We start from the raw sequence: 16,705 nt of genomic DNA, 5'->3' as shown, positions 1-16,705 counted from the left end.
CGTGCCGTCCCCAGGTGGGCGGAGCGTGGCCGTCGTCCTTTCGCGGGACCCTCCGGGCCCCACTCGGGACGACACCGCGGCCACGTGCCGTCCCCAGGTGGGCGGAGCGTGGCCGTCGTCCTTTCGCGGGACCCTCCGGGCCCCACTCGGGACGACACCGCGGCCACGTGCCGTCCCCAGGTGGGCGGAGCGTGGCCGTCGTCCTTTCGCAGGACCCTCCGGGCCGATCACTTCGTCGTCCTCCGGACGACACCGCGGCCAGGTGCCGTACTTCCGTGGCGTCGAGCGCGATCGTCGTCCCTGCGCGGACCCTCCGGGCCCACTCGGGACGACCGGGCGGAGGGTGCCGGGCCCCCTGCGGGCGCGGTCCGGGGGTCACGTATGCTGTTCGAGGTTCACGGGCCTGTAGCTCAGGCGGTTAGAGCGCATCCCTGATAAGGATGAGGCCGGAGGTTCAAGTCCTCCCAGGCCCACCCGTGTACCGGAGCCTCGCGGTTCCGCGTTCCCCCGCACGTCGCCGCCGCGGCGAGCGAAGCGCCCGAGGAGGTTCTCCGCGTGCTGAAGAAGCTGGCGCTCGTCGCCGCTGCGGCCGGTGCACTCGTCGCCGTCCGCAAGCGGTCCACCGACCGAACGGAGGCCGACCTCTGGCGCGAGGCCACCAGCGGTCCGGGCGCCGTCAGCACGCCCACCCGCTGAACCACCGGCCCGCGCAGGGCCACCCGGGGACGTAGCTCAATTGGCAGAGCACCGCCTTTGCAAGGCGGGGGTTAGGGGTTCGATTCCCCTCGTCTCCACCAGTGCGACCCGTTGATCCATCTCCCCCGGGACTCCGGTGAGCCCTCCGAACGGGCCTCGGTCGGCGAGAGGTCCGCAGCTCGTCCGCTGGATGCGGCCCGCAGCGCGTCCGGCCGGTCGGTCACGGCGTCCAGGTCGTCGTCGAGCGGGCCGGCGTAGCTGGGCATCCGACGACCGGCAGCGCGACCGATGAGTCCGGCGGGGCGGCACGGTCCTAACGTGCGCACGGACCCAACGGACCCCTCGCAGCCCCCGGAGGCGCACATGTCGTTCCAGGCCTACCTCGACGCCGCCGAGCAGAGGACGGGCAGGACCCCGCAGGAGCTCGTCGCCCTCGCCACGGCCCGCGGCTTCGGTCCCGGCACCAAGGCCGGCCCGATACTCGACTGGCTGAAGGACGACTTCTCACTCGGGCGGGGTCACGGCATGGCGCTCGTCCACGTCATCACCAAGGGCCCGGTGATCAGCGACGCGCACGTCGGGACGTCGGGTTCGCACCGCGACGAGTCCGCGGTGCTGCGGCTGGACGGCATCGCCGCCCGGGCAGGCGACGCCTGATGGCTCCGGGAGCAGCGGCACCGCTCACGCAGCACGTCACCACGTCGCGCGGCGACACGGTCGGGTACGACCGTCGCGGCGAGGGCCCGGCCGTCGTGTTCGTCGCCGGGGCCGGGCCGTTCCGCGCCATTGACCCGCAGACGACCGAGACCGCGGACCTGCTCGCGGAGCGCGGGTTCACGACCGTCGTCCACGATCGGGTGGGTCGGGGGGACAGCTTCCGCGAGGGGAGGGTGGACCTCGCCGACGAGCTCGCCGCCGTGCGCGCGATGATCGACGTCGCCGGCGGGCGCGCGACGCTCTGCGGCCACTCGTCCGGCTGCGCGATCGCCCTGCGGGCCGCCGTCGAGGGCCTGGCGGTCGACCGCCTCGTCCTGTTCGAGGCGCCGCTCGACCCGGCGGCACGGGGTGTCCCGGAGTGGACCGCGGAGCTGTACCGGTTGCTCGACGCGGGCGACCGGCCCGGCGCCGTCTCGCACTACATGAGGGACATCCCCCTCGAGATGCTCGAGGGCCTGCGGGACTCGCCCCTGTGGGAGCCGTTCGTCGCCCACGCGGAGAGCCTGCGCGCCGACGCGCAGGCGCTGGAATGGGCGATGTCCGCGCCGCACCGCGAACTCCTCGGTGCGCTGGACGTGTCCACCCTCGTCGTCGTCGGGGAGGAGACCTTCGACGAGATGCCGGCCGCTGCCGCGTCCCTCGCGGCCGCGCTCCCGGACGCCACCCGTGCCGAGGTGGCCGGTTCCCAGCACAGCTGGCAGCCCGCCGCCATGACCGGTCTGCTCGCCGGTTTCCTGGGCGGCCGTCCGGTCCGGATCCACGCCGGCGGCTGACCCGGGCAACCCCCACGGCGACCGGCAGCGCCTCCCCACGGTGCGGTCCGCGTGCTGGTCAGGACTGGCTCGCGGTCCCGGCCCGCTGCGCCGAGACGCCCCTCGGTCGGTCCTCCGAGGCGGGGGTGCGGGGCTCGCTCTCCCCTCGTCCCCGCCTCCGGCGCCGCACACGGCGCCCCGTGCCACGTGAAACCTCCGCTCCCCGGCCCAGCGACACGCCGTCGGCGGGACGGTGGGAGAGTGGAGCGGTGACTTCATCGACTCCCGCCCGCCGCGCGGTCCTGCACACCAACCACGGCGACATCACCGTGGACCTGTTCCCCGACCACGCCCCCAAGACGGTCGCGAACTTCGCCGACCTCGCCGAGGGCGCCCGCGAGTGGACGCACCCCGCGACCCGCGAGAAGACGACGGCCAAGCTCTACGACGGCACCGTCTTCCACCGGATCATCTCCGGCTTCATGATCCAGGGCGGCGACCCGCTGGGTCAGGGCATCGGCGGCCCGGGCTACCAGTTCGGCGACGAGTTCCACCCCGAGCTCGCCTTCGACCGGCCCTACCTGCTGGCCATGGCCAACGCCGGCCCGGGCACCAACGGCTCGCAGTTCTTCATCACCGTGGGCCCGACCCCGCACCTGAACCGCAAGCACACCATCTTCGGCGAGGTGGCCGACCAGGCCGGCCGGGACGTCGTCGACCGCATCGCCGCCGTCTCCACCGGCCGCAACGACCGCCCCGTCGAGGACGTGGTGATCGAGTCCGTCGAGGTGCAGCGCAGCTGAGCACGGAACCGCACGGCGGGGGCGCGGCCGACCAGCCGCCGCCCCCGCCCCCGGCCTGCTACCGCCACCCCGAGCGGCCCACGGGGATCTCGTGCGCGCGGTGCGGCCGGCCCGTCTGCCCCGAGTGCATGATCCCCGCGTCGGTCGGCTTCCAGTGCCCGGCGTGCGTCCGCCAGGGCACGGCGTCGGTGCGGGCGCCCAAGCGCACCTCGAGCCTCAAGGCCGCGGCCACGCGCTGGGGCGGGGTCACGGTCACGCTGATCGCGATCAACGTCGTGATGTTCCTGGTGACGGCGGTCTCGGCAGGGCTGGTGGGCAACGCCCCGCTCGACAACTACCGCTCCCCGGTCTTCGTCGACCTGGCCCAGTACCCGCTCCTGGTCGAGCTGGGCGAGCCGTGGCGGCTGCTCACGGCCGCGTTCCTGCACATCGGCCTGGTGCACCTCGTGCTCAACATGCTGGCGCTGCTGGTCTTCGGCTCCGAGCTGGAACGGCAGCTGGGCCGGCTGCGGTATCTGGCCCTCTACGTCGTCTCGGCGCTGGGCGGATCCACGGCGATCCAGCTGTTCGGCGACTTCGCCCGGCCGGTCGCCGGCGCCTCCACGGCCATCTACGGGCTCCTCGGTGCCCTGGGCGTGCTGATGGTGCTCCGCAAGCAGGACGTGCGCGGCATCCTGGTCCTGCTGGGCATCAACATCTTCATCAGCTTCCTGCCCGGCGTCTCGCTGCTGGGCCACCTCGGCGGGCTCGTCACCGGTGCGGCGGTCGCGGCCCTGCTGGTCGGCATGCGCCGCCGGGCGGTGGTGCAGGCGGTCGGCATCGGCGCGCTCGCGGTGCTGCTGCTGGTGCTCGCCCTCGGGGTCTCGCACGTCGGGGCCGTCTGACAGCCCGGCCCCGCCCCCGGCGTCACCGCGCCGGGCCGCCCCGGGGGCGCAGCTCCGCCAGCGCGCCGGCCACGGTCGCGGGGTCGGCACCGAGGTCCCAGCGACCGAGCACCAGGAGCAGCCCGTCGTCCCCGCCGGCGGCGGGGCCCTCCAGCTCCAGCGTGCGCACCGTCGTCCCCCAGCGCCGCGCGCTGCGCACGTGCACCCGCATCAGCCCCCAGGGCAGCACCCGGGTACCGGTGAGCGTCCGCACCGCCACCCCATCGGGGCCGGCGGTCAGCCGGGGCCGGAGCAGCGCCTCCCGGACGGCGAGCACGAGCAGCAGCAGCGCGGCCCCGCCGACCAGGATCCGACCCGCCGGATCGAGCAGCAGGGTCACCGAGCCGAGGGCGACGGCACCGGCGGCGAGACCGGCCGGCAGGGCTACCGGGGGAGACCACTGCACGCCTCCAGCGTGCCAGGTGTGGCACGGAACATACGATCGCGGTCAGGGTGGCCGGCCGGCGCACCCGACCGTCGTCCCCGAGGAGTGGGTCCATGCGTGATGCCGTCATCTGTGCCGCCGTCCGTACGCCGGTGGGCAAGCGAGGGGGTGGGCTCTCCGGGGTGCACGCGGTGGACCTCTCCGCCCACGTGCTGGAGGCCCTCGCCGATCGCTCCGGCATCGACCCCGCCGTCGTCGAGGACGTCTTCTGGGGCTGCGTGAGCCAGGTCGGGGAGCAGACCTTCAACATCGGGCGCAACGCACCGCTGGCCGCGGGCTGGCCGGAGTCGGTCCCGGGCACGACGATCGACCGCCAGTGCGGCTCCTCGCAGCAGGCCGTCGCCTTCGCCGCCGCCACGGTCGTCAGCGGCCAGGCCGACGTGGTCGTCGCCGGCGGCGTGGAGTCCATGAGCCGGGTGCCCATGGGATCGGCCCGCGCCGACGGCATCGCGGGCAAGCCGCTGGGCCCGCGCTTCCTCGAGCGCTACGACGGCGTCTACCCCAACCAGGGCATCGGCGCCGAGATGATCGCGGAGCGCTGGGGCTTCTCCCGCACCCAGCTCGACGAGTTCGCGCTCGCCTCGCACGAGAAGGCGGCCAAGGCCCAGGCCGACGGCGCCTTCGACGAGGAGATCGCGCCGGTCACCCTGCCCGACGGCACGGTGGTCAGCGCCGACGAGGGCATCCGCCCCGGCGGCACCCTGGAGAAGCTCGCCTCCCTGAAGACCCCCTTCAAGGAGGGCGGCGTGATCAGCGCGGGCAACGCCAGCCAGATCTCCGACGGCTCGGCCGCCCTGCTGGTCACCACCAGCGAGAAGGCCAGCGAGCTGGGCCTCCGCCCGATCGTGCGCATCCACACCACGGTCATGGCCGGTGACGACCCGGTCATCATGCTGACGGCGCCCATCCCCGCCACGCAGAAGGTGCTGGCGCGCTCGGGGCTCTCGATCGACGACATCGGCGTCTTCGAGGTCAACGAGGCCTTCGCGCCGGTCCCGATGGCGTGGATGGCCGACACCGGTGGCGACGCCGCCCGGCTCAACCCACTCGGCGGCGCCATCGCACTGGGCCATCCGCTGGGGGGCTCGGGTGCACGGATCATGACCACCCTCGTCCACCACATGCAGGCGACCGGCACCCGGTACGGGCTGCAGACGATGTGCGAGGGCGGCGGCACAGCCAACGCGACGATCCTGGAGCTCCTGGACGCCTGACCGTCCCCCGCGTCGCCCACCAGCCCCCGGCCCTGCGGCCGGGGGCTGGTGCCGTTCCGGGCCGGCGTCGCCCGCCGGCGATGGGCACTGCCTCTCCGTGCACACCTGGGCGCGCTCGGTGACCCGGACGGGTCCGTCCACCGCGCCGCCGCGGCTCGGTGTATGCGCAGGTCAGCACGGGTAAGGGGGTCCACGGCCGTCGTCCCGCCCCAACGGACATGTCGACTCGTCCACAGCTGGGTACACAGCTGGGGACAGACTCACACGGCTGTAGTTACGCCGATGGACACCTCGTCACACCAGCCCCATGGATCGGGAAACCGCAGGTCAGCGCGGTCCGGACCCGATCGGTCCCTCCACACTCGGTGGACAACCCTGGGGGTGGGGCGTCATGTCGACCTGTGGACGGCGGCGACGGGCTGTGCACAGAGGGTGGATCCTGTCCTCCCGACTTCTGGCGGGGCTCCGGGGCGGGGCCCCGGCACGGGCGCGCACGCAGCCTCGGGACGAACGAGGCCCCCGTCCCTGGGCGGGGACGGGGGCCTCGTCGGGTGGCCGGCACGGTGCTCCCGACGGGTGGCCGGGCGACGCTCTGCCTCTGCTCCCCATGCGGACCACAGGCAGAGCGGCCGGGGGACGCCCCCGGTGGGGCCCCGGCTCGGCAGGTGACGGTGGAGCGGGCGGCCGTCGGTGGCTCGGCGGGCTACCGCCAGCGCATCGACATGATCAGCCCGGCGACCATGGCGCCGAACCCGATGGCGAAGTTCCCGGCCCCGATCGAGGCCATGAACGGGATCTGTTCGCCGGCGACGTAGAACACGACGATCCACATCAGGCCGAGCAGCATGAGGGTCACCATGACCGGGGCGTACCAGCGCGGGCTGGGCTGCAGCGCCTTGGCCTGCGCACTCCGCGAGCGGACCGCGTCCTCCGGCGGGGTGTAGACCGACTTCTTGCGCACCTTCGACTTGGGCACGTGCGTACTCCCTCCCGGCGGCCGGATTCGTCCTCCCCGGCCGGAACTGGCATCCAGACTAAACTTCCGGGGGACGTCGGCACCGGTACCTCACCGGTACGCGCCGACCCCCTGTCCGCTCCGAGGGAGGTGCCCGGTGGTCCGCTGGTCCCTGCCCGGGCGCTCCTCGTCCGCCTGGGGGGCGCTCGTCCCCGTCGTCGCCCTGGCCGCCGGCCTGCTGTTCGCCACCTCCGGCCGCACCGCCCAGGGCAGCGACCTGCGTGCCGGTGAGGTCACCCAGCTCTCCCAGCTCGTGGAGGAGCGGGACGCGGCGGTGGCTCGCCAGGAACGCCAGCTCGCCCAGCTCCAGGACCAGGTGCAGCGGCTCACCGACCAGGTCGCGACCCGCGACGACGCCGTGGCAGAGGAGCAGGCCGTCGGCGAGGCCGGTGCCCCGGCTGCCGGGCTGACGCCGGTCATGGGTTCCGGGGTGGTCATCACCCTCGACGACGCGCCCCAGCGGTCCGACGGCAGCCTGCCGAGCGGCGCCCGCCCCGACGACCTCGTCATCCACCAGAGCGACGTCCAGGCGGTCGTCAACGCCGTGTGGGCTGCCGGCGCGGACGGGGTGGCCGTCATGGACCAGCGCCTCATCTCCACGAGCGCCGTCCGGTGCGTGGGCAACACCCTGCTGCTGCAGGGCCGCACCTACTCGCCGCCGTTCGTGATCACCGCCGTCGTGGACGCCCCCCAGGTCGAGGCGGCCCTGGACGCCTCGCCGCAGGTGGCGGTCTTCGAGCAGGCGGTGGAGTCCTGGGGTCTCACCTTCGAGGTACGCGAGCGGCCCCAGGTGACGGTGCCCGCCTACGATGGCGGCCTCACCCTGCAGCACGCGATCGCCGGCTGAGCGTTCCGCGGCACCGCGGCCGCCCGTGCCGCACGACGACCCCAGCGAGGAGCCCGACCGCGATGACCGCCGCCGACCGTCCGGTCCTCGTCGTCGACAACTTCGACAGCTTCGTCTACAACCTCGTGCAGTACCTGGGGCAGCTCGGCGTCCGGTGCGAGGTGCGGCGCAACGACGCCGTCACCGTCGAGGAGCTGGCCGACCTCGACGTCGCCGGCGTGCTCCTCTCGCCCGGCCCGGGGGCCCCGGCGGACGCCGGCGTGACCGTGCCGATGGTCCGCGCCGCCGCGGAGCAGGGCACGCCCGTCCTCGGCGTGTGCCTGGGCCACCAGGCGATCGCCGAGGCGTTCGGCGCGGTGGTCGTGCGCGCCCCCGAACTGCTGCACGGCAAGACCAGCCAGGTGGTGCACGAGGGCCACGGCGTGCTGGCCGGCCTCCCGTCGCCGTTCACCGCCACCCGCTACCACTCGCTGGCGGTCGACGCCGCGACGGTGCCCGACGAGCTGGAGGTCACCGGGCACACCCCGTCGGGCCTCGTGATGGCGCTCCGGCACCGCGAGCTCCCGATCGAGGGCGTCCAGTTCCACCCCGAGTCGGTACTCACCGAGGGCGGCCACCGCATGCTCGCCACCTGGCTGGCCGCCTGCGGGCTGGCGCCCGACGAGGACCTGGTCGCGACCGCCACCGCGAGCGTCCAGCGGCTCTCCTCGGCCATCGCCTGACCCCTGGTACGCAGCAGGGCCCCTCCCGTCCGGGAGGGGCCCTGCTCGCATCCTGGGTGGTTCAGCCCTCGCCGCCCTCGTCCTCCGTGGGCGGCGTCTCCGGCTCCGCGGGCGGGCTGGGTGGGCTCGTGGTGGTCGGCGTCGCCGGCTCCTCCGCCGGGACGGGGATGGCGACGAGGAGCGTGATGGTCTCGCCGGAGCCGACGTCCTGCCCGGCCGAGGGGTCGGTCTCGACGACGGTGCCCGGCGCCACGTCGTCGCGCTCGACGTCCTGGACGGTGATCTGCCCGGCGCCGAAGCCGGCCTCCTGCAGCGCCGCCCGCGCCTGCGCCTCGGTCTGGTTCACCACGTCGGGCATCTCGATGGTGCCGGTGGAGACGCTCAGCGTGATCGCGGTGTCCGGATCCGCCTGGCTGGACTCGGCGGGGCTGACGGCGGCCACCCGGCCCTCGTCATACTCGATGGATTCGACCTGCCGGCTGGAGACGTTCGTGAAGCCGGCCTGCTCCAGGTTGGCGCGCGCCTGGTCCTCGGTGAGGCCGACCACGTTGGGCACCTGCACGGTGTCGGGGCCGGCGCTGATCACCAGGTCGACGTCGGTGCCCTCGTCCACCCGGCTGCCGCTGGGCGGCGTGCTGCCGACGACCTGCCCCTCGGGCACGGTGGTGCTGGCCTCCTGGGTCACCTCGCCGACGGCCAGACCGGCGCCGGTGATCGCCTGCTCCGCGGCGGCCTGGTCGAGGTTCAGCAGCGGCGGCACGCTGACCTGCGCCACGGTCGGCGTGTCCTCGCCCCGGGTGAGCGCCACCGCGGCGGCGATCGCGCCGCCGAGCAGCAGGACGCCGAGGACCGCCACGATCGCGATGATGCGGCGCTTGCGGCGCCGGTCGCCGTCGTCGTCCCAGTCCTCGTCGCCGTAGCCGCTGGCGTAGCCGCCGACCGGGGCGCCGATGATCGCGGTCTTCTCGGCGTCGCCCATGACCGGCGTCGCCTCGACCCGCTGCCCGGCGAGCGCCCGGAGCAGGTCGTTGCGCATGTCCGCTGCCGACTGGTACCGGTTGGCCGGGTTCTTGCTCATCGCCTTGAGCAGGATCGCGTCCAGCTCCGGCGGGACGTCGGGGTTGATCGACGACGGGAGCCGCGGGTCCTCGCGCACGTGCTGGTAGGCCACCGACACCGGGGAGTCACCGGTGAAGGGCGGGGCCCCGGTGACCAGCTCGTAGAGCAGGCAGCCCAGCGAGTAGACGTCGGACCGGGCGTCCACGCCCTCGCCGCGGGCCTGCTCGGGGGAGAGGTACTGGGCGGTCCCTATCACCGCCGCGGTGGAGGTCATCGTCGCCGCGGAGTCCGAGACCGCGCGCGCGATCCCGAAGTCCATGACCTTGACCGTGCCTTGCGGGGTGATCATGACGTTCCCGGGCTTCACGTCCCGGTGCACGATGCCGTTGCGGTGGCTGAAGTCCAGCGCGCCGCAGATGTCGGCGGCCAGGCTCATCGCCCGCTCGATCGGCAGCCGGCCCTCGCGCCGCAGCACGTCGCGCAGCGTCTCGCCCTCGACGTACTCCATGACGATGTACGGGGTGGCACCGCTGGGCGTGCGGTCCTCGCCGGTGTCGTAGACGGCGACGATCGCCGGGTGGTTCAACGACGCCGACGCCTGCGCCTCGCGGCGGAAGCGCACCTGGAAGGAGGGGTCGCGGGCCAGGTCGTGGCGCAGCACCTTGACCGCGACCTCGCGGCCCAGGCGCAGATCGCGTCCGTGGTGCACCTCGGCCATGCCACCGCGGCCCAGGACTCCGCCGATCTCGTAGCGCTCACCGAGCACCTGCGGCGTGGTCATCGACGGTCCTCTCGGCCGGTTCCGTGCAGCCTCCGCGGCCCGGTGGTGCGGAGGCTGCCCGCGACGGTCGGCGCCGCGGACTGCTGGCCGTCGGCGAGCCTAACCGCAGAACGGCCCGCGACCCGGGACGCGAGTGTCGAGCTGCTCACTGTCCGTCATCCAGGGTCGTCGCCGCATTGGCGTCCGGGTCGGTCTCCGGGTCGTCCGGCTCATCCGGCGGTGGCGGCGGTGGCGGCGGTGGTGGCGGCGGCGTAGTCCTGGTGGTCGGTGCGGGGCTGCCCCCCGCGGAGGTGGACGGGCTCGTCGTCGTCGCCGTGGTGGTCGTCGACGTCTCCTCCGACGGCTGCGTCGTCCCGGTCGGGGCGGTGGTCGTCGGCGGCGCGGTCGTGGTGGGGGTCGCCGTCTCCTCCCCGCCGTCGCCCTCCCCCTCGTCGTCCTCCACGGGCGCGGGGTCGTAGTCGTCGGCCGAGTAGAACAGCGTGATCGGGGTGTCCGGCGCCGCCTCGACGCCGGCCGGGTCGATGCCCGCGACGTCGCCCTCGTCCAGGGTCTGGCCCAGGGCGGTCAGCAGCCCTGCGCTGGCCTCCTCCTGCGAGACCGAGGTGAACCCGGCCTCCCGCAGCTCCTCCTCCACCTCGTCGGCGTCCCGGCCGACGTACCGGTCCGGGTCGAGGAGGATGCCGCCGGTCTCGGCGCTGCTCGTCGCCGCCGTGGTGGTGGGAGAGGCGTCCTGCCCGGTGTCGCCGCCGGGGTTGTTCAGCAGCACGTACGTGGTGCCGGCGACCAGGAGCAGGAGCACCAGGGCCGCGGCCGGCCAGAGCCAGCGCAGGGTGCGCCGCGCCGGTGGCTCGTCGCCACGGGCCCAGTCGTCGTCGTCCGGCGGTGCCTGGAGCGGCGGCATCGGGCGGCCACCGGTAGCGGGCGACACCGCGGGCATCCCGGCGGCCGGGGTGGCGAAGACCTGGGTGTGCCCGTCCCCGACCTCCACGACCTGGGTGGGGGCGGTGGCCGGGGCCACCGCGGGGCCGGCCGCGGCCAGGCCGTCGCCGGCGGCGATGCGGCGGACGGCGTCGGCGAAGGCACCGCCGTCGGTGAACCGGTCCGCCGGGTCCTTGGCCAGGGCCCGTTCGACCAGCAGCCGGACGGCCGGGGGGATGTCACCGGGGAGCGGGGGCGGCGGCCGGTTGATGTGGGCCAGCGCGATGGCCACCTGCGAGGCGCCGTCGAAGGGGCGGACGCCGGCCAGGCACTCGAAGCCGACCACGCCGAGGGAGTACACGTCGGAGGCGGCGGTGACCTCCATCCCTTGCGCCTGCTCGGGGGAGAGGTACTGCGCGGTGCCCACCACCATGCCGGTGCGGGTCAGCGGGGCGGCGTCCCGGGCCTGGGCGATGCCGAAGTCGGTCAGCTTCACCACACCGTCGGGGCGGACGATCAGGTTGCCCGGCTTGATGTCGCGGTGCACCACGCCGGCCCGGTGGGCGGCCGACAGCCCGTCGGCGGCCTGGCCGAGCACGTGCAGCGTCCAGTCGACCGGCAGCCGCCCCTCCTCGTGCAGGATCGTCACCAGGGGCTGGCCCTCGACGAACTCCATGACGAGGAACGCCAGGGTCTGCACGCCGCTGTCGTCGGTCGTCTCGCCGTAGTCGTAGACCGAGGCGATGTTGGGGTGGGACAGCGCCGCGGTGTGCCGCGCCTCGTTGCGGAACCGGGCCAGGAAGCTCGGGTCGTTCGTGTACTCGGTCTTGAGCACCTTCGCCGCGACGATCCGGTCCAGCACCCGGTCGCGCGCCTTCCACACCTCGCCCATGCCACCGGTGGCGATGGGGGCGGTGATCTCGTAGCGCCCGGCCAGCATGCTGCCGATCCCCAGTGCCATCAGCCCTGCCCGTCGAAGTAGGCCGCCATGACGTCGCGCGCGATCGGTGCCGAGACGTCGCCGCCGGTACCCCCGCCGTTGGCCACGAACACGGCGAGGGCGATCTGCGGGTCGTCGGCCGGGGCGAAGCCCATGAACCAGTTGTGGTCGGGCACGCCCGGCCGGACCTGCGCGGTACCGGTCTTGCCGGCCACCTCGATGCCGGGCAGCCGGGCGGCGCGGCCCGAGCCGCGGGCGACGACGCTGACCATCATCTCGGTGAGCCCTTCTGCGACCTCCGGGGAGACGGGTTCTGCGAGCACCTCGGGGTCGGCGGATTCGATCACCGTCAGGTCCGGGGCGCGGAGCTCGTCGACGAGGTAGGGCTTCATCCGCACGCCGTCGTTGGCCACGGTGGCGGCGACCGTGGCCGCCTGCAGCACGGTCATCCGGACGTTGCGCTGGCCGATGGACGCCTGGGCGAGGGCGGCGTCGTCGGGGATGTCACCGACGGTGCTCGGCGCGACCTGCAGCGGGATCTCCATCCCGCCGTCGTCGAGCCCGAACGCCTCGGCCATCTCGCGCACCTGCTCCTCGCCGAGGTCGAGGCCGAGCTGGGCGAAGGCGGTGTTGCAGGAGATCGTCAGCGCGTCGATAAGCGACTGCTCGCCGCTGGGGCTGCACGCCGAGCCACCGAAGTTCGGGATCACCCGGCTGCTGTTCGGCAGCGGCAGCTCCTGGGGGGCGGGAACGACCGACTCGGGGGTCAGGCCCTGCTCCAGCGCGGCCGCCGCGACGATGACCTTGAACAGCGACCCGGGTGGGTAGTTGTCCTCGATCGAGCGGTTCACCCGGGGGTCGGGGTCCTGCCCGGTGAGCTGCTCCATGTTCTCGCGGATGGCCGAGGGGTCGTGGCCGGAGACCAGGCCCGGGTCGTAGGTCGGCGTGCTCGCCATGCCCAGGATCGCGCCGGTCTGCGGGTCCAGCGCGACGACGCCGCCGGTCACGCCGTCCAGGCCCACCATGGCGGCGGCCTGGACGTCCGGGTCGAGGGTCAGGACGACGTCGCCGCCGGCGGGGTCGCGCCCGGTGAACAGGTCGGCGATGCGGCGGACGAACAACCGGTCGTCGTCACCGGAGAGCACGTCGTTCATGACGTCCTCGAGGTACCGGTTGCCGTACACCAGCGAGTGGTACCCGGTGACCGGCGCGTACAACGGCCCCTGCGGATAGGTGCGCAGGTACTCGAGGCGGCCGTCGGTGGGGACGGAGAGGGCGACCTCGGTGCCCTCGACGATGATCGAGCCGCGCTCCCGGTCGTAGGAGTCGGCGATCACGCGGGTGTTGCGGGTGTCGGAGCGCAGCGAGTCCGAGCGGACGACCTGGATGACGTTGACGTTGACGATCAGCAGCGTGAACAGCACGAGCACGCTGATCGCCACCCGGCGCAGCGGGGCGTTCACGGCGACACCACCTCGGTCGGGGCGTCACCCAGGCGCACCGGCGCGGCGTGCGGTGCCGCCGGGCGGCGGGCGGCGTCGCTGATCCGCACCAGCAGCGCCACGAGCACGAAGTTGGCCACCAGCGAAGACCCGCCGTAGGCCAGGAACGGCGTGGTGAGGCCGGTCAGCGGGAGCAGCCCGGTCACCCCGCCGAGCACCACGAACACCTGCCACGCGACGGCGAACGCCAGCCCGGTGGCCAGCAGCTTGCCGAAGGCGTCGCGGACGACCAGCGAGGTGCGCAGCCCGCGCTCCACCAGAATCAGGTAGACGACGATCACGGCGACCAGCCCGAACAGGCCGAGCTCCTCGCCGACGGCGGCGGCGATGAAGTCGCTCTTGGCCACCGGCACCTGGTCGGGGCGCCCGCCGCCGAGACCGGCGCCGAACAGCCCGCCGGTCCCGAGGCCGAACAGCGACTGCATCAGCTGGTACCCGGCGCCGTCGTAGTACGCCGAGGGGTCCAGCCAGGTGTTCACGCGGGCCTGCACGTGGCTGAAGATCTGGTAGGCGATGAACGCGCCACCGGCGAACAGGCCCAGGCCGATGAACAGCCAGCCGGCGCGCTCGGTGGCCACGTAGAGCATCACCACGAAGATGCCGAACAGCAGCAGCGAGCTCCCCAGGTCGCGCTCGAACACGAGCACCAGGATCGAGATGATCCAGGCGAGCAGCACCGGCCCCAGGTCACGGCCGCGCGGCAACTCGATGCCGGCCACCTTCTTGCTCGCCAGGGCCAGCACGTCCCGCTTGTCCACCAGGTAGGCGGCGAAGAAGACGACCAGGCAGATCTTGGCGAACTCGCCCGGCTGGATGGAGAAGCCGGCCACCCGGATCCAGATCTTGGCGCCGTTGACCTCCGAGATGGCGTCGGGCAGCACCGCCGGGATCGCCAGCAGCACGAGGCCCAGCAGCGCCAGCGTGTAGGCGAATCGGGAGAGCACGCGGTGGTCGCGGACGACGACGAGCACCGTGACGAAGAGGGCCACGCCCAAGGTGGCCCACACCAGCTGCACGGGGGCGTCCTCGCGCGTCACGGTGCTGCCCACCTGCTCGGCCGCGAGGTCCAGCCGGTGGATCACGGCCAGCCCCAGCCCGACGAGCAGGGCGACCGATGGCAGCAGCAGCGGGTCGGCGTAGGACGCCCACTTGCGGACGACGAGGTGGGCGACGACCCAGAGGGCGGTGATCCACACGCTGAAGCCGGCCATCTCCGGGCTCATCTCACCGGTCACCGTGAGGTCGACGATGATCTGGGCGACGACGGTGATGAGCACGGCGAAGGCCAGCAGCAGCGCCTCGGTGCCCCGCCGGGTGGGCGTCGCGGCGGACGCGACGCGGGGGTCGGTCACGGGCCCGGCCATCAGTCGACCTCCCGGCAGTCCACCCCCGGGGGGGGCGGGGCGGGGGGGGGGGGGCGCGGGGGGGGGGGGGGGGGGGGCGCCCGGGGCCCCGCCCACCCCCCCCCCCCCGGCCCGCCCCCCCCCCCCCCCCCCCCGGCGGCCCCCCCCCCCCACGACGGGACGGTCAGCGTCTCCTCCGGGGCCGGCCCCTCCGGGAGGGCTGCGTCGCCGGGGGCGGGCTCCTGGGCGGTCGTCGGGGTGGCCGCCGGGGGCGTCGGCGTGGGCGTCGCGGCGCTCCCGGTGGCCGGCCGGCAGAGCGGCAGCCGCTGGTCGGCCAGCGCCGAGACGATCCGCTCGGCGTCGGCGGAGTCGTCCGCGGTGATGCTGCCGAGCACGCGGTTGCGCGCGGCCGGGGTCAGGTCGCCGAGCGCGAGGTCGGTGCCCCGGTCCAGGCGGTAGAGGTCCATCCCCAGGAAGGAGACGTCGAGCCCGCGGTAGACGGCCACCTGCTGGTCGTCGCCGGAGCCGTTCACCCCCACGAACCAGTTGTTGAGCGCCCACACGTACATGCCGATCGCCCCCGCCACCAGCACGGTGAGAAGGGCCCCCGCCACCAGGAGGATGCGCATCGGGCGGCGGCGGGCGGAGGGGCCGCCGCCCGTCGGCAGCGTGGGTGTCGGCGGGGGGGCGGAGGCCTGGTCGGCGAGGGCCGCCCGGCCGGCGGCGGAGCGCGGGTCCACCTCGCGCTGCCCGATGTTGTCCCCCGCAGCGCCGTCCACGACCGGGTCGAAGCGGCCGTTGCTGCCGGTGTCCTCCAGGACGTCGGCGACGATCACGGTGATGTTGTCCGGCCCGCCGCTGCGCAGCGCCAGCTCGACCAGCCGGTCGGCGGTGGCCTCCGGGTCGGGGTTCTGCAGGGCCTCGGCGAGGGTCTCCTCGCTGACGACGCCGGAGAGGCCGTCGGAGCAGAGCAGGTAGCGGTCGCCGGCGCGCGCCTCGCGCATGGAGAGGTCGGGCTCCACCTCCTGCCCGTTGAGGGCGCGCAGCAGCAGCGAGCGCTGCGGGTGGTGGTTCGCCTCCTCCGGCGTGATCCGGCCGTCGTCGATCAGCGTCTGCACGAAGGTGTCGTCGTGGGTGATCTGGCTGAACTCGCCATCGCGGAGCAGGTAGGCGCGGGAGTCGCCGACGTGGCACAGCGCCAGCCGGCCGCCGGCGAAGAGGATCGCGGTGAGCGTGGTGCCCATGCCCTCGAGCTGCGGCGACTCGCGGATGACCTCGCGCAGGTGCTCGCTGCCCTCGAAGACGGCGGCGCGCATCGACTGCAGCATGTCGCCGGTGGGGGTGTCGTCGTCGAGGTGCTCGAGGGCGGCGATCACCACCTTGCTCGCGATGTCACCGGCGGCGTGGCCGCCCATGCCGTCGGCCACGGCCAGCAACCGGGGCCCGGCGTAGACCGAGTCCTGATTGTTGCCGCGGATGAGGCCGCGATCGGAGCGCGCGGCGTAGCGGAGGACCAACGTCACGAACGCAGCTCCAGTGCGGTCTGGCCGATGCGGATCGGCTGGCCGGGGGTGACCTGCAGCGGGCCCTGCACGCGCTGCTGGTCCAGGTAGGTGCCGTTGGTGGAGCCGAGGTCCTCGACGTACCACTGGCCGCCCCGGTTGGTCAGGCGGGCGTGCCGGGAGCTGGCGAAGTCGTCGGTGAGCACCAGCGTCGAGTCGTCGGCCCGGCCGATGAGGATCGGCTGGTCACCGAGGGTGATCTTGGTGCCGGTCAGCGGGCCGGCGGTGACCACCAGGGACTTGGGGCCGCGATGCCCGCGCTTCTTCGGCGCGGCGGCGCGGGGCGGCACGGTGGCGACGCGCCCGGGGCGGCCGCCGAACAGGTCGGCCCGCACCACGCGGAACGCGGCGAAGATGAACAGCCACAGCAGCAGGAGGAAGCCGAAGCGGAAGATCTGGACGACGAGTTCGGTCACGGCCGCACCCCGCCCTGCACCTGCCCGGCATCGCGGCGGAGCGCCTGCTC

The 16,705-nt window shown here is 74.0% G+C and carries 16 protein-coding genes and 2 tRNA genes; 10 read left to right on the top strand and 8 right to left on the bottom strand.

Going from position 1 to position 16,705, the window contains the following annotated elements:
* Positions 1-399 precede the first annotated feature (399 nt).
* From QOZ88_RS20660 to QOZ88_RS20630, 7 genes are all read left to right on the top strand, one after another.
* A tRNA-Ile gene (locus QOZ88_RS20660) sits at positions 400-473 on the top strand.
* An 82-nt stretch (positions 474-555) separates the two neighbouring features.
* A complete protein-coding gene (locus QOZ88_RS20655) occupies positions 556-696 on the top strand; it encodes a DLW-39 family protein (protein ID WP_170852331.1) in 141 nt (46 codons plus the stop codon).
* Between the two features lie 25 nt (positions 697-721).
* Positions 722-797: transfer RNA gene (locus QOZ88_RS20650), tRNA-Ala, on the top strand.
* Between the two features lie 217 nt (positions 798-1,014).
* Positions 1,015-1,353, top strand: coding sequence for a DUF4287 domain-containing protein (locus tag QOZ88_RS20645; RefSeq protein WP_306001582.1), 339 nt, complete (start codon positions 1,015-1,017; stop codon positions 1,351-1,353).
* Complete coding sequence (locus QOZ88_RS20640; RefSeq protein WP_306001581.1) at positions 1,353-2,186, top strand: alpha/beta fold hydrolase; 834 nt, start codon at positions 1,353-1,355, stop codon at positions 2,184-2,186. The genes QOZ88_RS20645 and QOZ88_RS20640 overlap by 1 nt, the downstream gene beginning before the upstream one ends.
* A 248-nt stretch (positions 2,187-2,434) precedes the next feature.
* Complete coding sequence (locus QOZ88_RS20635; RefSeq protein ID WP_306001580.1) at positions 2,435-2,968, top strand: peptidylprolyl isomerase; 534 nt, start codon at positions 2,435-2,437, stop codon at positions 2,966-2,968.
* 128 nt (positions 2,969-3,096) lie between these two features.
* Entirely contained in the window at positions 3,097-3,852 is a 756-nt protein-coding gene (locus QOZ88_RS20630; RefSeq protein ID WP_306001579.1) for a rhomboid family intramembrane serine protease, read from the top strand.
* Between the two features lie 22 nt (positions 3,853-3,874).
* On the opposite strand, the gene QOZ88_RS20625 is transcribed toward QOZ88_RS20630, so the two are convergent.
* A complete protein-coding gene (locus QOZ88_RS20625; RefSeq protein WP_306001578.1) occupies positions 3,875-4,297 on the bottom strand; it encodes a PH domain-containing protein in 423 nt (140 codons plus the stop codon).
* Between the two features lie 92 nt (positions 4,298-4,389).
* On the opposite strand from QOZ88_RS20625, the gene QOZ88_RS20620 reads away from it, so the two are divergent.
* The gene (locus QOZ88_RS20620; RefSeq protein ID WP_306001577.1) at positions 4,390-5,550 is read left to right on the top strand and encodes a thiolase family protein; all 1,161 of its coding nucleotides are present in this window, start codon (positions 4,390-4,392) and stop codon (positions 5,548-5,550) included.
* Positions 5,551-6,253: 703 nt separating this feature from the next.
* On the opposite strand, the gene crgA is transcribed toward QOZ88_RS20620, so the two are convergent.
* Positions 6,254-6,526 carry a cell division protein CrgA gene (gene crgA, locus QOZ88_RS20615; protein ID WP_306001576.1) on the bottom strand — a complete coding sequence of 91 codons (273 nt, stop codon included), beginning with the start codon at positions 6,524-6,526 and terminating at the stop codon, positions 6,254-6,256.
* 136 nt (positions 6,527-6,662) lie between these two features.
* Between crgA and QOZ88_RS20610 the strand changes: the two genes are divergently transcribed.
* On the top strand, positions 6,663-7,412 hold the full coding sequence (locus tag QOZ88_RS20610; protein ID WP_306001575.1) for a DUF881 domain-containing protein: 750 nt from the start codon (positions 6,663-6,665) through the stop codon (positions 7,410-7,412).
* A gap of 62 nt (positions 7,413-7,474) precedes the next feature.
* Positions 7,475-8,134, top strand: a complete 660-nt coding sequence (locus tag QOZ88_RS20605) for an aminodeoxychorismate/anthranilate synthase component II (protein ID WP_306001574.1) — start codon at positions 7,475-7,477, stop codon at positions 8,132-8,134.
* Positions 8,135-8,195: 61 nt separating this feature from the next.
* On the opposite strand, the gene pknB is transcribed toward QOZ88_RS20605, so the two are convergent.
* The 6 genes from pknB to QOZ88_RS20575 form a co-directional block, all read right to left on the bottom strand.
* A complete protein-coding gene (gene pknB / locus QOZ88_RS20600; protein WP_306001573.1) occupies positions 8,196-9,974 on the bottom strand; it encodes a Stk1 family PASTA domain-containing Ser/Thr kinase in 1,779 nt (592 codons plus the stop codon).
* Positions 9,975-10,119: 145 nt separating this feature from the next.
* Positions 10,120-11,853 (bottom strand): protein kinase domain-containing protein, encoded by a 1,734-nt coding sequence (locus QOZ88_RS20595; protein WP_306001572.1) that lies wholly within the window; start codon positions 11,851-11,853, stop codon positions 10,120-10,122.
* The gene (locus tag QOZ88_RS20590; protein ID WP_306001571.1) at positions 11,853-13,295 is read right to left on the bottom strand and encodes a peptidoglycan D,D-transpeptidase FtsI family protein; all 1,443 of its coding nucleotides are present in this window, start codon (positions 13,293-13,295) and stop codon (positions 11,853-11,855) included. The genes QOZ88_RS20595 and QOZ88_RS20590 overlap by 1 nt, the downstream gene beginning before the upstream one ends.
* Positions 13,292-14,698, bottom strand: coding sequence for an FtsW/RodA/SpoVE family cell cycle protein (locus QOZ88_RS20585; protein ID WP_306001570.1), 1,407 nt, complete (start codon positions 14,696-14,698; stop codon positions 13,292-13,294). Before QOZ88_RS20585 ends, QOZ88_RS20590 begins: the two co-directional genes overlap by 4 nt.
* Positions 14,698-16,200: a PP2C family protein-serine/threonine phosphatase gene (locus QOZ88_RS20580; protein WP_306001569.1), complete on the bottom strand. Its 1,503-nt coding sequence runs from the start codon at positions 16,198-16,200 to the stop codon at positions 14,698-14,700. Before QOZ88_RS20580 ends, QOZ88_RS20585 begins: the two co-directional genes overlap by 1 nt.
* Positions 16,197-16,655 carry an FHA domain-containing protein FhaB/FipA gene (locus tag QOZ88_RS20575; protein WP_091930897.1) on the bottom strand — a complete coding sequence of 153 codons (459 nt, stop codon included), beginning with the start codon at positions 16,653-16,655 and terminating at the stop codon, positions 16,197-16,199. The genes QOZ88_RS20580 and QOZ88_RS20575 overlap by 4 nt, the downstream gene beginning before the upstream one ends.
* Positions 16,656-16,705 lie beyond the last annotated feature (50 nt).

Origin of the sequence: Blastococcus carthaginiensis (assembly GCF_030731085.1) — a bacterium.
GTDB lineage: Bacteria > Actinomycetota > Actinomycetes > Mycobacteriales > Geodermatophilaceae > Blastococcus > Blastococcus carthaginiensis.
This window is presented reverse-complemented; position numbering and strand designations above follow the sequence as displayed.

Coding starts and splice junctions, on each gene's coding strand:
- QOZ88_RS20620 (WP_306001577.1), top strand. CDS start 4,390: ATGCGTGATGCCGTCATCTGTGCCGCCGTCCGTACGCCGGTGGGCAAG.
- QOZ88_RS20595 (WP_306001572.1), bottom strand. CDS start 11,853: ATGGCACTGGGGATCGGCAGCATGCTGGCCGGGCGCTACGAGATCACC.
- pknB (WP_306001573.1), bottom strand. CDS start 9,974: ATGACCACGCCGCAGGTGCTCGGTGAGCGCTACGAGATCGGCGGAGTC.
- QOZ88_RS20640 (WP_306001581.1), top strand. CDS start 1,353: ATGGCTCCGGGAGCAGCGGCACCGCTCACGCAGCACGTCACCACGTCG.
- QOZ88_RS20585 (WP_306001570.1), bottom strand. CDS start 14,698: ATGGCCGGGCCCGTGACCGACCCCCGCGTCGCGTCCGCCGCGACGCCC.
- QOZ88_RS20630 (WP_306001579.1), top strand. CDS start 3,097: ATGATCCCCGCGTCGGTCGGCTTCCAGTGCCCGGCGTGCGTCCGCCAG.
- QOZ88_RS20605 (WP_306001574.1), top strand. CDS start 7,475: ATGACCGCCGCCGACCGTCCGGTCCTCGTCGTCGACAACTTCGACAGC.